Below are 14315 nucleotides of genomic sequence, written 5' to 3' on the forward strand. Positions count from 1 at the left end.
GGGTAGTTCACTGGCCTTTCTCTAACAAACTAAATGTCAGCAAATTCTGATTTTCTGCTTGCTGTCGGATTAGGGCTGCTGCTGTTTGAGAGTCTACTGCCTTTGAGAAAAAGAATCCCTGGGCATACTCACATTTTAACCCTTTTAGTATAGATAGTTGCGAAGCTTCTTCGACTCCTTCGGCTACTACATCCATGCCTAAATTGTGCGACAAAGTAACGATCGACCGCACAATTTCTGTCGGGTCAATCCCTCCTTTACTGAAATCGAACTCACCTCCCATCCTGCTAACAAAAGAGCGGTCTATTTTTAAGGTATTGGTGGGGAATCGGTGCAGGTAGGAGAGCGAGGAATAGCCGGTGCCGAAGTCGTCAATGCACAAGTGTATGTTTCTGGTTCTGAGCTGCACCAGCATTGCTGTTACTGATTCGGAATTTTCTATGAGTACGCTTTCGGTAATTTCTAGTTTTAAACTGCTGCCGTCGAGGTTAGTTTCTTGAAGAACTTGGTCGATGTATTCGATTAAATCTGGCTGAGAAAACTGTTTGACAGAAATGTTGACGCTAACGCTTAAGGGGGGGTTGCTGGGAAATAGCTGCTGCCACTGGCGGATTTGGTGGCAAGCTGTGCGGAGTACCCAGCGGCCCAGGGGTACGATCAAGCCGGTTTCTTCGGCAATGGTGATGAATTCACCGGGGGAAACTAAGCCTCGTTCTGGATGCTGCCAGCGCACTAGGGCCTCAAAACAGGTAATTGTGTTATTGGCGATCGACACGATCGGCTGGTAGTGAATAATAAACTGGGGCGCTGCGGATAAGGGAGGTAAGGCTGATTCTGGGGATGGGGCCAAGTCTTCTTCTTTCGCCTGGTCTCTAATTGATTCGATCGCCCGCCGCAGGTCGTTTTCTAGCTGCAACAGCCGCAAAGCGTGGGCGTGCATGGAACTGTTGAAAACTTCGTGTCGGGCTCTGCCGAGTTCTTTGGCGCGGTACATTGCTGTGTCGGCGTCGCGCAGCAGGGTTGTCGGTTCCAGGTATTCGCCAGAACTCAAAGCTATGCCGATGCTAGCGGTGATAAATACTTCGTGTCCGTCTAGAAGGAGAGGGGAGGTGATTTTCTTTTGCAGGCGGTTGACAATGGTGGTAGCTTCATTGATGCCCTCGATGTCTTCTAGCAACAGCACAAACTCGTCTCCTCCGAGGCGGGCCACTGTATCTCCGGGCCTCAGACAAGCTTCCAGACGCCGCGCGATCGATACTAGCAGTTGATCCCCGATGGCGTGGCCGAGGGAATCGTTGACTACTTTAAATCTATCTAAATCGAGAAACAGCACGGCAAACAAGTAGTCTTTGCGCCGTTTGGCCAGCCTCAGAGCGTGTTCCAGCCGATCGGTAAATAGCGATCGGTTGGGCAATCCGGTGAGGGCGTCGTGAAAAGCATCGTGCAGCAGTTGTTCTTCGGCGAGTTTGCGCTGAGTGATGTCGTGACAGTTAATCACGATTCCCTCGACTGCGGGATCGTACAGCAAGTTGGTGGCTACAGCTTCTACATAACACCAGGAACCGTTGCGGTGTCGGACTCGGTACTCAACTGGGCACTGGCTTCTTTTGGGGTTTTCAATGGCTTTGTGGAGGGTTTCGGCGATCGTGGCGCAGTCGTCGGGGTGAACTATTTCTAAGGCGCTGCGCCCGATCGCCTGGTGGGGCGGGTATCCTAAAATTCGCTTAACCGAAGGGCTGATGTAGCGGAAGATTCCTTCGGCGTCGAGAATGATCGTGATGTCTGTGGCGTTTTCAATCAGCGATCGAAATCGCTGTTCGCTTTGGCGCAGGGCTGATTCTGCTTGTTTGCGATCGCTGATGTCGAGCGCTACTCCGTCTATAATTACGTCGCCGTTTTCGTTTTTGGAAAATTTAGCGCTGTCTTGCACCCACTTGACCTCCCCAGATCTCAGAACGATGCGGTACTGGCGATCGCACGGCAAAAGACTCGCTCTCGATGCTGCTACGCCACTGTCAGACGAGCTTTTGTCCTCTGGATGGATGATTTCGGTCAATAGTTCCGGGTGGGAAATCACTTCTTCGGCCGCGAACCCAGTAACCTCGCGCACGCCCGGACTGATGTAGGGCATGGAGATTTTGCCATCTGGATGCAGCACGGTGCGGTAGACTGAGCCGGGAATGTTGGCTGCCATTGTGGCTAGCTGCTGCTGGATGCCGCAGACTTCTGCTTCGGCGCGCTTGCGTTCTGCAAGTTCGGTTTGGGCTTGTTGGTAGAGTTCGGCTTGGTGGATCGCGATCGCGCACTGATCGGCTATGGCTTTGAGTAGTGACAGTTCTTCTGCGCTCCAACAGCGCGCCCGATCGCACTGATAGAGGCTAATTCCTCCCAAAAATGACTGCTGGTAGAGCAGCGGGGCGATCGCGACGGAGCGAAACCCTACCAACCCTGCTGATTCTTGCAGGGACGGGCACAGGGTGGATAATTCGTCGATAATCAGGGTTTCCCCAGCCGCGAGTCCGGATCGGTAGTGCTCGGCCACTTTGCAATTTAGCCCGACAAACCCTTCTCTGTCGGATGCTTTGCTGATGTAGCGAACTCTGATGCCGCCTTCAGCATCTGGCTGCAAGATGGCGCAGGCGCTGATGTCTAGAGCTTCGTGCAGTTGATCTGCAGTGGTTTGGAGCACTTCGTCGAGTACAAGGGTGAAGCGCATGGCTTGGAGGATGCGGTTGACGATCGCTTCTCGCTGAGCTTGCCGCTGAATTTGGACGATCGCTTCTTGTTGCTGGCGCCGCATTTTGTATTCTTGGAGCGATCGTTCTAAGACTGTTGGCAACCTAAACAGCCGCCCTTTTAATACATAATCGGTCATTCCGGCTTTTATGCACTCAACGGCAGCTTCTTCTCCCAAACTTCCCGTTACTAAAATTAAGGGTATGTCTTGCCCTAATTCCTGCATTAATTTCAACACTTCTAAACCGTTGAAGCCGGGGAGGCGGTAATCTGAGAGTACAGCATCGTACTTGCAATTCTGGAGCAGTTTTCTGCACTCTGTTGCTGTTTCTGCCGTCTCGCACTTAAAATTTACCCCCCCCGCTTCTAAGGCGAGCACTATTAATTCCATATCTTCTGCCATGTCTTCGATAATCAACAAGTTTAATGTTGATTCCGCTACCATTTTTAGTAGATAGTTAGTCTGATTTATATCTAACATAAGGTATTGGGTAGGTTTTCAATTGGTTATTCGTGTTTTTGCTAGTAATTATTTAGACGGAATTTGGTGGTTAATTTTATCTCGATATTTTTAGTTATTTTTAGCAAAATCAATTATATACTCTACTCGCAAGACCTTTATTTAGCACTGCCAGTCGAGGGCTGACCGAACCGATTGGGGATCATCCCAATTTTTAAAAGAGCATTTTTTAGGAGTACGAACATCTTGCACAGCCCGGCCTAGAGCTTTCGCTTCCATGCCTAACAGTGAACACTGCTGTCACACCAAAATTCTGATGCTCTCACCGATTGTGACTTATTTAAGTGTATAAGAGTTTTAAATTTAGAATTTAAAACTCTTATACACTTAACTTACGAATCTATATTACCGTTTGAGATTGTTTGCGCTAGTTTAAAGTAAAACGTGGCTCCTTGACTAGGTAGGCTTTCAGCCCAAACAGTGCCGCCGTGGCGGTGAATAATCCGCTGGACGATCGCCAAACCGATGCCCGTACCTTCAAATTCTCTCTGGGAGTGCAGCCTCTGAAAGGCTCCAAACAGGCGATCGGCATATTCCATCGGAAAACCCACGCCGTTATCCTTGACAAAAATCGTCCCATCAGGTAAACCCTCAATAACTATTGTAGCCGGAGTGCGTCCGCGGCTGAACTTGACGGCGTTGCTAATCAAGTTGCTGAACACCTGTTGCAGCAAGGTTGGATCTCCCATTACTGTCGGCAAATCTCCGACGGCAAATTCAACGCTGTGGGGAGTTTGGGCCGGATCTGCGACGGTTGGTGGTTTAGTCAATTTAATCGCATTTTGTACCAAACGGCTCAGATCGATCGGAATTTGCCTCAACTCGGTGCGAGTCACCCGCGACAGGGCGAGCAAACCGTCAATCAACAGGCTCATTTTTTGGCTACTGTCTTCAATTACTTCCATATAGTGAACTATTTTGCGATCGCTCAAAGCCTCCGTTAATTCTAGCCGCTGTTTCAAGGCTTCTACAAAACCTGAAATGTGTCGCAAAGGTGCGCGCAAGTCGTGGGAAACTGAGTAAGAAAAAGATTCTAATTCTTGATTGGCAGCTTCTAATTGCTCTGTCCGTTCTGACAAAGCTTGTTTTGTCTCTACCAACTCAGTGATATCGCGAGAAGTCCCAATTAAAGCATAAACCTCGCCCTCGATATTTCTCAGGGGAATTTTAAAAGTATCGTAGTAAGTAGTGTCGCCAGATATCACAAATTTATCCTGCAAGTGCAGAGTTTCCCCTGTTTCAAATACCTGCGAATTTTCCCTAGAGAATTTTGCGGCTATTTCTGGGGCGAAACATTCAAAAATAGTTTTGCCCTGCATCTCTTTTCTGCTATTTAATCCAGCAGTTTTGGCCACAGATTGGTTGACAAAAGACAGGCACATGTTCTCGCGCTCTACCACAAAAATGTGATCGGGCAAAGCATCAAAAAAAGTTTCTAATTCTGCGGTACGCTGCGCGACTTGAGCTTCTAAAGTTTCGTTGAGTTCTTTAAGTTCAGCTTCTACTCGTTTGCGTTCGGTAATATCTTGACCAATGCTGATACACCTGCCGTCCGAAAGACGAACATTGGCCCAAGAAGTGTCGATAATTCGCCCGTCTCTAACTTTTGTCTTGAAGTCGCTCCAGTTCGGATTTGCTGCTTCAATTTCATCCCAAACATATTGACGGTCTTCTGGCTGCAGATAAAATTCGGCCAAGATATCCCGGTTTGTGATTTCTGCCAAACTCCAGCCTAGCACTTCTTCCCAGTGGCGGTTTACCCAGTTTATTTGACTGTTTTTGTCCAAGAATGCGAGCATGACTGGCACGTTGTCGAATATAGTTTGCAGCAGTTCTTTTTGCTGTTTTAATGATTCTTCGGCTTGTTTGCGATCGCTGATGTCGAGTACGGAACCGATAAATTGTAAAATTTGTCCGTCTGGGGTTCTTTTGAAAATTTTAGAGCGATCGTGTACCCAGCGCCATTCCCCATTTTTGTGTTTGATTCTGTAGTCTCTGTCATCCGTTTCATAGGGATTCCTGCTGTGTTTGAGTCGCTCCATACCTGTAATTAGCTTTAAAATATCATCGGGATGAACTAAGTTAGCTACAGCGTCTTTACCCAAATCTCGCAATTCTTGGGGAGTGTATCCCAGCATGGCTGTGACCGATTCATTTGCATACATATTTTTGCTGTCAACTGCATCGTAAATGTATAGAAAGTTAGGTATAGTTGTAACAATACTCTCTAAAAGTTGCTGGTGTTTTTGCAACTCCAATTCTGCCTGCTTGCGCTCGCTTAAGTCCAGCACAAAACTGACGCCTAACTGCTTCGTTCCTTCTAAAAATGTGCTGCCCAGCAGCACGGGAACGCGGCTACCATCGGAGCGTATAAATTCTTTTTCAAAGGGAAGAACCGTATTTCTAGCCTTCAGTTCTGCCACTTTTTCTGTATCTAAACGCACGTATTCGGGCGGTGTCATTTCTTGCCAGTTAACTCTTCCGGCAAGCAGCTCCTCCCGCGTATAGTTGACGGTGTTTAAAAAAGCGGCGTTGGCATCTGTAATGCTGCCGTTAAGATCCCAAAAAATTAGACCGATCATGTTAGAATCAACGATGGCTTTAAATTGGGATTCACTTTGTCGCAACTGATCTTCGACTTGTTTTAGTTCTGTGATGTCGCGGGCGATGGATAAAACTGTTTCTACGGAATTGTCTTCAGCAAACTCGGGAATGACTCGACAGTGGTAATGTTTTATGCCATCGGGACTAGGAAACTCAAATTCTATGGTTTCTTGTTTGCCGGTGTCAAAAACTTTCAAAAAAGTCTCGTCCCACAGGTCGCACAAGTGTGGTGGCATTCCTGATTCTCTGTTGCTTTTGCCAATCAATTTTGCGGCGGGTTTTCCAGTGGTTGATTCTACTGCTGGGTTGATGTAAAGGATGCGTAGGTTGCGATCGAACCGAGCGATAATATCGGTCGCATTTTCCGCTAGGGTGCTGAAAGCTTGTTCGCGCCGATGCAGTTCTTCTTGAGTGCGGTGGAAATCGGTTATGTCTCTGGCAAAAGATAGAATAGAAACTAATCTTCCCGATTCATCGATTAGTGCAGAATTGTACCATTCGCAGTAAATTACCGAGCCATCTTTGGTATAGTTGCGGTTGTGGCAAACATTGCGGGGTTCTCTGCTTTGTAACAGTTGATTTGTGACGGCGCACACTTGCTCGAAGTCTTCTTGATGAACTATTGACCATTCGTGCCAGTATTTGCCCATTACTTCTGCTGCACTCCAGCCAAATATTTGTTCTGCCATTGGCGACCACCGCACTACCCGAAATTCGCTGTCCCACTCTACCACTGCCATTGGTGAGTTTTCTAGATGAAATTCCCGCCGCGAGTTGGCTTTTTTTATTTGAGTTTGAAGTTGCTGCCGGAGTTGCTTTGCCTCGGCCAAGCGGTCGCTGAGTTCCTGTGTATTTGCTGAGCCCGCGTTGGCAATGTGAGCAATGGTTTCTGCTGTTTGTTTTTCGAGTTCGTTCCAAGCGAGTTCGAGGGCTGATTCCGCCGGCTCTACCTCAGTGATGCTGTTGAGAAACAGTGTGGCACTTTTAACTGGAATTTCACGCATAGTTTTGACACTTAGGCCAGTGTTACTTTGAGAATTCAAAATTAAAGCTTAAAAATTAAAAATATAGAATTTCCTGTTAAATTATACATTTTTAATTTTTAGTCTGTGCGTGGAGCCCGATCGTTGGAGGCGAGCGGCGTTATTAAAGACTGCCAGTAAAAGGATTTGGGGTGTAGATCGATCGGCAATTGTGGTGGATCGATCTAAAACTCTCCTGGGTAAGGAAAGGGTGCGGGCAGGAGCTGACCCTAAGTATATTTTTGCACAGACTTGTTGTTTGAGGGCGATCGAAAGGAGATCGGCGTGGATCGGGGCGTCGATCGCATCGCAACTCTGTAGCAGGGCATTGTGTGTGCCGCACGCTGTCTCTACTAAACGAAAGGCGCTTTTCCCGATTCCGGCAGGGGTTTAAACCAGCCCGAATGCGGGTGTGAGGGGCTTGTTGACACCAATGAAACCGCCCCTACCTACAAATACTCTCCAATCACTTTGGTCAATAAAAAGCTAAAATAAAATCTAAAGTTATTTCAGTCTTTTAAATCGCTTATGACTGCTGCTGCACCCTCTTCGATAAAAAACCAAACTCAGTACGAAGCCATTATCGGTCTCGAAACTCATTGTCAATTGAGTACGAATACTAAAATTTTCTCCAGTTCTTCTACAGAATTTGGCAATGCCCCAAATACTAACATTGACCCAATTTGTATGGGAATGCCGGGAGTGTTGCCAGTATTAAATCAAAAAGTTCTGGAGTATGCGGTGAAAGCAGGGCTGGCTCTCAACTGCTCCATCGCACCTTACAGTAAGTTTGACCGCAAGCAATATTTCTATCCCGATTTGCCGAAAAATTATCAAATTTCTCAGTTCGATTTGCCGATCGCTACTAACGGTTGGCTAGAAATTGAACTGGTGGATGAGACGGGAAATTCTACTAGAAAAAAAATCGGGATCACTCGCCTGCACATGGAGGAAGATGCCGGAAAATTGGTTCACGGCGGCAGCGATCGGCTCAGCGGTTCAACTTATTCAATGGTGGATTACAACCGCGCCGGTGTGCCTCTAATCGAAATTGTTTCGGAACCGGATTTGCGATCGGGCGCGGAAGCTGCCGAATACGGTCAAGAATTGCGCCGGATCGTGCGCTACATCGGTGTTGGCGACGGGAATATGCAGGAAGGTTCGCTCCGGTGCGACGTGAATATTTCGGTGCGCCCGGTTGGCCAAAAAGAGTTCGGCACGAAGGTGGAAATTAAAAATATGAACTCTTTTAATGCCATCGAACGGGCGATCGATTACGAGATCGAGCGGCAAATTCAAGCTGTGGAAAATGGCGAAACCATCATCCAAGAAACCCGGCTTTGGGATGAAAACAAGCAGTGTACTTTCAGTATGCGGATTAAGGAAGGTGCGAGCGATTACCGGTATTTCCCGGAACCGGATTTACCTCCGATCAAAGTTTCAGCCGAGCAATTGCAGGATTGGCAAGCTCAACTGCCGGAATTGCCGGCAATGAAGCGCAATCGCTACGAAACAGAGCTCGGTCTTTCTCCCTACGACGCGCGGGTGCTGACTGACGACAAAGCGGTGGCGGAGTATTTTGAAAAATCGATCGCCGCCGGTGCTGTGGCTAAACAAGCTGCCAATTGGGTGATGGGCGATATTACTGCTTATCTGAAAAATGAAAAGCTGGCGATCGCAGAAATTCCTTTCCAACCGCAGGATTTAGCCGAACTGCTGGGGTTAATTGAGGCCGGCACGATCAGTGGCAAAATTGCTAAGGATATTTTGCCGGAGTTGCTGGCAAACGGTGGTTCGCCTCAGAAGTTCGTTGAGAGCAAGGGTTTGATTCAAATTTCGGATACTGGGGCGATCGATCGGGCGATCGATGCCGTGTTAGCCGCCAATCCCAAGGAGCTCGAACAGTACCGAGCCGGTAAAACTAAGCTGCTGGGCTTTTTTGTCGGCAAGGTGATGAAGGAAACGGGCGGCCGAGCCGATCCCAAACTGACCAATGAGCTGCTGGTGGCGAAGCTTAACGCCCCAGGCTAAGCAAGTCGTTAAGGGGCAGGGCTGTTTCATTCTCACCAAAAACATGAATTTTGTAGGAGTAGGGGTAGCACTGCCCCTACTGAGAATGAAACAGCCCTGCGTTAAGGGGATCGTGTAGCAGATACAGCGGCGGGCGATCGGTTTTTCCTGAGCTCGCCATTCTCGCGGGATCGTAACTTTATAATTGATCTACATTTCTTTACAACATCTTCACGTTTGGGGGTAACACCCCTCATCCCTGTTGTGTTATATTGTGTTATGTAGATGCACCCTGATGGCAGAGGGAGTTACTTAGGTAGCTCTCTCTTTTTTTGTCTTTTTTTTTGCACGGACGTGAAAATACGGATGGGGGAGAGGTCGATTTAATGATGTGTCTCTCTGTTAGTTGCATTCACAGTCTCCATCTTTCAACTCAGCGATTATTTTTTCCGTCTTTCTAGTAGCACGGCGCTGCCCGTAAAGCCGTGCAGCAAAGCTTGTAATTATCGCTACTAAGTCTTGCATCAACTCATCTTTCCCGTTATCGGCTAGATTAACTATTTCCAATTTGACTCCTAACCGAAGAAGTAATACGCCTAAGTAATTTGTACCAAATCGACCCAAGCGGTCTTTGTGTTCAACCAACAGAATATCGTAGTCATTCTGCTGTAGCAGTGTTTCCAACTGCTTTCTGTGATCGTTCAATCCGCTGCCGATTTCTTTTACATTTCTAACGATTTGATAACCGTTAGCAATTGCGTATTCAGTAAGCCGCTCTGATTGGCGGTTAAGGTTTTCTTTGTTTTCGGAGGAAGAAACTCTGCTATAAATAGCGACTCGATTCTTCTTGACCTCGGTGGATGATGTTTGTGGCACGTAATCCACGATGATTAGACCACTTTCTGTTTGTCGCGCTGGATGGGGTAGTTTATTTGCCTTCCACCACCGCCACGCAGTTGTGTAACTTATGCCTATTGCTTTGGCGTAGTCAGGTAGTTTCATTTTTCACCTCCTGACTACATATTACAGTTCTTGCTTACTATTGCTTATAAGCTTAATGAAGTTTTACAATACCGATTCCCGATTACTGATTACCGATTAGCAATTACCGCTTTGAGTCGATTAATATCAACTTTAGTTATTAACTAATTTTGACAGTATGAGCGAACAAGCTAGCGAGCTAATCAAGCAGGGGATTTCGCAATATCAGGCGCGTCAATTTGAGGCGGCGCTCGGTTCTTGGCAGGAAGCGCTGGGGCTGTATCGCTCAATGGACGATAAGCGCCGATCGGGTGCGGCGCTGGGTAATATGGGCGTAGCTTACGAAGCGCTGGGAAATTATGCTCAGGCGATCGACTGCTACCAGCAACATTTGGTGTTAGCGCGGGAAATTGGCGATCGCCGGGGTGAGGCAAATGCTTTGGGAAATCTGGGCAATGCTTGCTGTGCTCTTGAGGATTTTTCTGGTGCTATTGATTACCAGCAACAGCGTTTGGCGATCGCGCGGGACACTGGCGACGGGCGCTCTGAGTTGGAAACTTTGGGTAATTTGGCGCTAGCTTACGATGCTAAGGGAGATTTGCCTGGTGCGATCGAATGCTATCACCAGCAGTTGTCGATCGCGCGCACCAGCAAGGACGATCGCATTGAGCGCAATGCTCTCAAGAATTTGAAGCTCGGTTACAAGTATTTAGCAGATTACGAGAAGGCCGACGAGTACCGACAGCAGCAATTGGCGATCGTGCGGGAACTGTTTTTAATTGATAAAAATAAGAGTTTTGTACAACTTGCAGAAACAGTTGGTTTGAATCCGATTGAGGATTTTGCTGGGGCTAATTTAAGCGGTTTTGACTTGCACTACGCTGATTTTAACGGTGCGGATTTGCGCGAAACCAACCTCCGGGGAGCCGATTTGACTTTGGCCGATCTCAGCGGTGCTTTGCTGAGCGCTGCTATTTTAATTGATGCTAATTTGTGCAATGCTAATTTGCGGGATGCTGAACTCAGCAGCGCCAATTTGAGCGGTGCTGATTTGCGGACAAAGCTGCCGAGGGCGAATTTGAGCGGTGCAAATTTAACCGACGCTAATTTGAGCAGTGCTTATTTACCGAATGCGATTTTAGTAAATGCAAATTTGACAAATACTGATTTCAAAAATGCTGATTTAAGTGGTGTTAATTTGAGTGGTGCGAATTTAAAGGGTGCTGATTTAACCCGCGCTGATTTGAAAAATACGGTGGTTAAAAATGCGAACTTTTCTGGTTGTGTGGGAATTTCGGAAGCCCTGAAGGTTGAATTAAGGGCACGGGGCGGGATTTTTGAGTAGAATTAATTGGAAAGGTTGGTAATTGTAGAGGGTAAGAAAAGCTATGACTGCCGTAACTGTAAAACGATTCTCGATCGCCGAATATCACCGTTTGGGAGAACTGGGATTTTTCGCCCCCGATGACCGAGTTGAATTGATTCGCGGAGAAATTATTATCAAGGCGACTAAAAGTACGTTTCACTCTGTTTGTAATTCGCTACTGTTAGGAGAATTGTACCCACTGCTGGAAGAACGAGCGATCGTGCGCGGTCAAGAGCCGATTATTTTGTCGGCTGATAGCGAACCAGAGCCTGATGTTGTTATTGCTCGCAATCGTTCTGATAATTATTTATCTTCTCACCCGGAGCCTCCTGATATTTTGCTGGTAATTGAGGTTTCCGATTCTACTTTGAAATACGACAGGAGAACCAAGTTATCTCTCTATGCTGAATCGGGAATTTCTGATTATTGGATATTTAATTTGGTAGATATTCAACTGGAAATGCACAGCGAACCTTATCAAAAACAAAGAGGTGGTTTCGATTATCGAGTCAAACGAGTGCTTTTGCCGAATGAGGTTGTGGTAATTCCAGGTTTCCCCGATTTGTCTCTCGATTTATCTGCGGTATTTCCGGCGCAGATGGGTGAGTGAAGGTGAGGAGTGCGTAGGCCGGGGCCGGGGCGTAGCCATCGCCCGGATTGATGATATAATGCAAAAGTGCGATTGAACTCTTCACCAAAGTAGCACTATGACCGCTAAAACTCTCGCCCCACCCGAACAAATTGTCCAGCTATCGGGTATCAGTTGGCAAACCTACGAAAATTTGCTTGCCGAAATCGGCGATCGGCAAATTCGACTGACATATAATCGCGGCCATCTTGAAATTATGGTACCTTCTCCAGAACACGAACGCTTCAAACAAGTATTGGGTCGATTTGTTGAAACCTTAGCGGAAGAATTAGAGGTGAGAATTGAACCTCTTGGATCTACCACATTTAAACGTCCTGAACTTAGCGGTGTAGAACCTGATGAATGTTTTTACATCCAGAATATTAGTGCAGTTAAAGGCAAAAAAAGAATTGACCTGACTCAAGATCCGCCGCCGGATTTAGTGGTGGAAATTGATATTACCAGCCGTTCGGAAAATACCTTGCAGGTTTATGCGGATCTGGGAGTGCCGGAAGTTTGGATTTATAATGGACTGCGACTCAGAATCAACAGATTAGAAAATGGAGAATATGTTGAGAGCGAGATCAGTTTAGCATTTCCCAGCTTACCGATATTAGAGATTGTCAGATTTTTGGAACAAGCAGAAACAATGGACTATTTGGAATTAGTAAAAGCATTTCGGAATTGGGTAAAAAGCCAAATTCAGCAAAATCAATGAAGGGCGGAGGAAGTTAAACAAAATTTACAATTTTACAAAAAAAAAAGCGGTGGTGTGATAAAATAGAGATCATAAACTAATTTAAATATCAATTACAGGCTGGTAGTGCCAGCAATTCTACCCGATATGCGATCGCTAGAGTCTCACAACAAATACCCAGATTGCTTGTGGATGCAATTAGAAGCAATTCCAGTTCCATCGGTTGCACCCCAAACCCAGCAGCTCGACATTCACTTGAGCCTGAATTTTAACGAGCATTGGGAACCCCTGCTAGGTGGTCGCGTCAAATTTGGTCTGCAAGGCGGGACGCTCAAACTATATCTAGAAAACTGCGAAATACCCGTAGCATCACGTCAGTTAGTCGGTTCTTTCAAGCTTTTGCCAATAGGAGAGACCCTGCCCATTCAAAGCAGTGCAGAAATTTTAGTAACCGAAAGTCAGCGGGGAGTTCAGGGCGGGGAGAAGGTGGAAAAAACTAAGGAGACAGAGAGCATATTTTGTCACGTTTCCACAATCAGCGATGATAGAACGCCAGCTTGGATTTTTGCAGTAGAACAGGGCAAATCAGTATTAAAAGGTTTGCTAAAAAGTGCGAAGCTGGGAGAATTAGCTGCCAAAGAATTTCGGATGGCAGCAGCTTTTGAAGTTGCTAAAGAAGATATTTATCTCACAGATGCTGAGGGTTTGTGGCCGCACGAAATCACGCCAAATCAACATTCGATTTTAGAAAGAATCCTGACTATATACCTGCAAGCAAATAAACTCCAACCTGCCCTCAGTTGGGCGCTATTGTCCTACAATTTGCCTCCGGTTGAACCGCGCGAAGTGGAAATTGTGCCGGAAGCTGAATCGGAATTGCAGGAAATGGTCGATCGCATTATTTCCGCTGAAACCGACAACTTTGTAGAGTTGGCCCAAATCGCCAATCTCAACCCCGCACTAGATTTCGCGGGTGGTAGCTTGCGCGGAACGACTTTAAGTGCAGTGGATTTTAGCAGCGCAAATCTCGATCGGGCAAATTTCCGGGGCGCAACCTTAAACGATGCCGATTTCAGCGACGCCAACCTGCAAAATGCCAAATTCGGCGGTGCAGATTTGAGTGGGGCTTTCTTAGGAAATGCTGATTTAAGCGGTGCAGATTTGCACAAAGCAAGTCTGGCTTTAGCTAACCTCAGCGGTGCCAATTTGAGCGGCGCAAATTTGCTGGAAGTGAACTTAACAAATACTAATTTCAGTGGTGCGAATGTCGAGTCAGCCAGATTCGGGAATAATTCAGGAATGGATGAGGAGATGCAGGTAAGTCTACAGCAGCGAGGCGCGATTTTTGAAGAGGTTTAGTAGGTAAGTGCGCGATCCATTTTATTCATCCGCCTCCATTGTGGCACGGGCATCACGCCTGTGCGATGGAATTTCACCTTAAAACTATCGCCTCTCAAGAAAGTAGCTTCTTAATCCTTAAGTCTGTAACTAAATTTATAGAGGGCGATGAACCGTAGCTCTTAAGAGGGGAAACAGGCATTTCTTGCCAACACTGACGGCAAAACCAGTATACTTGACTGTGGCGAAGGTGACGCAGCATTTGATTCGTGCAGCAAGGACAGCTTGTCATAAAAACCTCTTTTTTATCGACGAAAGTGTATTTTTCTCTTGTTGCCAAGTGCTGTAAGCTGGGTTGAAGCAGCAACTCTATGAATTTAGAGATAAATTATTAAGAATCCTGCGTCTGCCCT

Annotated in this window: 8 protein-coding genes; 5 read left to right on the forward strand and 3 right to left on the reverse strand. The window is 46.7% G+C overall.

Annotation, left to right across the window (positions count from 1 at the left end):
* Window positions 1–7 precede the first annotated feature (7 nt).
* A complete protein-coding gene (locus tag QUA00_RS17575; protein WP_333410438.1) occupies window positions 8–3181 on the reverse strand; it encodes an EAL domain-containing protein in 3174 nt (1057 codons plus the stop codon).
* Window positions 3182–3588: 407 nt separating this feature from the next.
* Window positions 3589–6864, reverse strand: a complete 3276-nt coding sequence (locus tag QUA00_RS17580; RefSeq protein WP_333410440.1) for a PAS domain S-box protein — start codon at window positions 6862–6864, stop codon at window positions 3589–3591.
* A gap of 546 nt (window positions 6865–7410) precedes the next feature.
* Here QUA00_RS17580 and gatB point away from each other — a divergent pair.
* Window positions 7411–8913 (forward strand): Asp-tRNA(Asn)/Glu-tRNA(Gln) amidotransferase subunit GatB, encoded by a 1503-nt coding sequence (gene gatB / locus QUA00_RS17585; RefSeq protein ID WP_333410441.1) that lies wholly within the window; start codon window positions 7411–7413, stop codon window positions 8911–8913.
* Between the two features lie 381 nt (window positions 8914–9294).
* On the opposite strand, the gene QUA00_RS17590 is transcribed toward gatB, so the two are convergent.
* Window positions 9295–9894 carry an IS607 family transposase gene (locus QUA00_RS17590; RefSeq protein ID WP_333410442.1) on the reverse strand — a complete coding sequence of 200 codons (600 nt, stop codon included), beginning with the start codon at window positions 9892–9894 and terminating at the stop codon, window positions 9295–9297.
* A 157-nt stretch (window positions 9895–10051) separates the two neighbouring features.
* Between QUA00_RS17590 and QUA00_RS17595 the strand changes: the two genes are divergently transcribed.
* From QUA00_RS17595 to QUA00_RS17610, 4 genes are all read left to right on the forward strand, one after another.
* Entirely contained in the window at window positions 10052–11218 is a 1167-nt protein-coding gene (locus QUA00_RS17595; protein WP_333410444.1) for a pentapeptide repeat-containing protein, read from the forward strand.
* Window positions 11219–11261: 43 nt separating this feature from the next.
* The gene (locus QUA00_RS17600; protein WP_333410446.1) at window positions 11262–11849 is read left to right on the forward strand and encodes a Uma2 family endonuclease; all 588 of its coding nucleotides are present in this window, start codon (window positions 11262–11264) and stop codon (window positions 11847–11849) included.
* Between the two features lie 97 nt (window positions 11850–11946).
* A complete protein-coding gene (locus QUA00_RS17605) occupies window positions 11947–12585 on the forward strand; it encodes a Uma2 family endonuclease (RefSeq protein ID WP_333410448.1) in 639 nt (212 codons plus the stop codon).
* Window positions 12586–12690: 105 nt separating this feature from the next.
* On the forward strand, window positions 12691–13923 hold the full coding sequence (locus QUA00_RS17610; protein ID WP_333410450.1) for a pentapeptide repeat-containing protein: 1233 nt from the start codon (window positions 12691–12693) through the stop codon (window positions 13921–13923).
* The last annotated feature ends 392 nt before the right edge of the window (window positions 13924–14315 follow it).

Origin of the sequence: Microcoleus sp. T2B6 (assembly GCF_036700475.1) — a bacterium.
Lineage (GTDB): Bacteria > Cyanobacteriota > Cyanobacteriia > Cyanobacteriales > Microcoleaceae > Microcoleus.

Bases quoted from the DNA above. Each gene is read 5' to 3' on its own strand.
- QUA00_RS17590 (WP_333410442.1), bottom strand. From the start codon at position 9,894: ATGAAACTACCTGACTACGCCAAAGCAATAGGCATAAGTTACACAACT.
- QUA00_RS17575 (WP_333410438.1), bottom strand. From the start codon at position 3,181: ATGGTAGCGGAATCAACATTAAACTTGTTGATTATCGAAGACATGGCA.
- QUA00_RS17600 (WP_333410446.1), top strand. From the start codon at position 11,262: ATGACTGCCGTAACTGTAAAACGATTCTCGATCGCCGAATATCACCGT.
- QUA00_RS17580 (WP_333410440.1), bottom strand. From the start codon at position 6,864: ATGCGTGAAATTCCAGTTAAAAGTGCCACACTGTTTCTCAACAGCATC.
- QUA00_RS17605 (WP_333410448.1), top strand. From the start codon at position 11,947: ATGACCGCTAAAACTCTCGCCCCACCCGAACAAATTGTCCAGCTATCG.
- QUA00_RS17595 (WP_333410444.1), top strand. From the start codon at position 10,052: ATGAGCGAACAAGCTAGCGAGCTAATCAAGCAGGGGATTTCGCAATAT.
- gatB (WP_333410441.1), top strand. From the start codon at position 7,411: ATGACTGCTGCTGCACCCTCTTCGATAAAAAACCAAACTCAGTACGAA.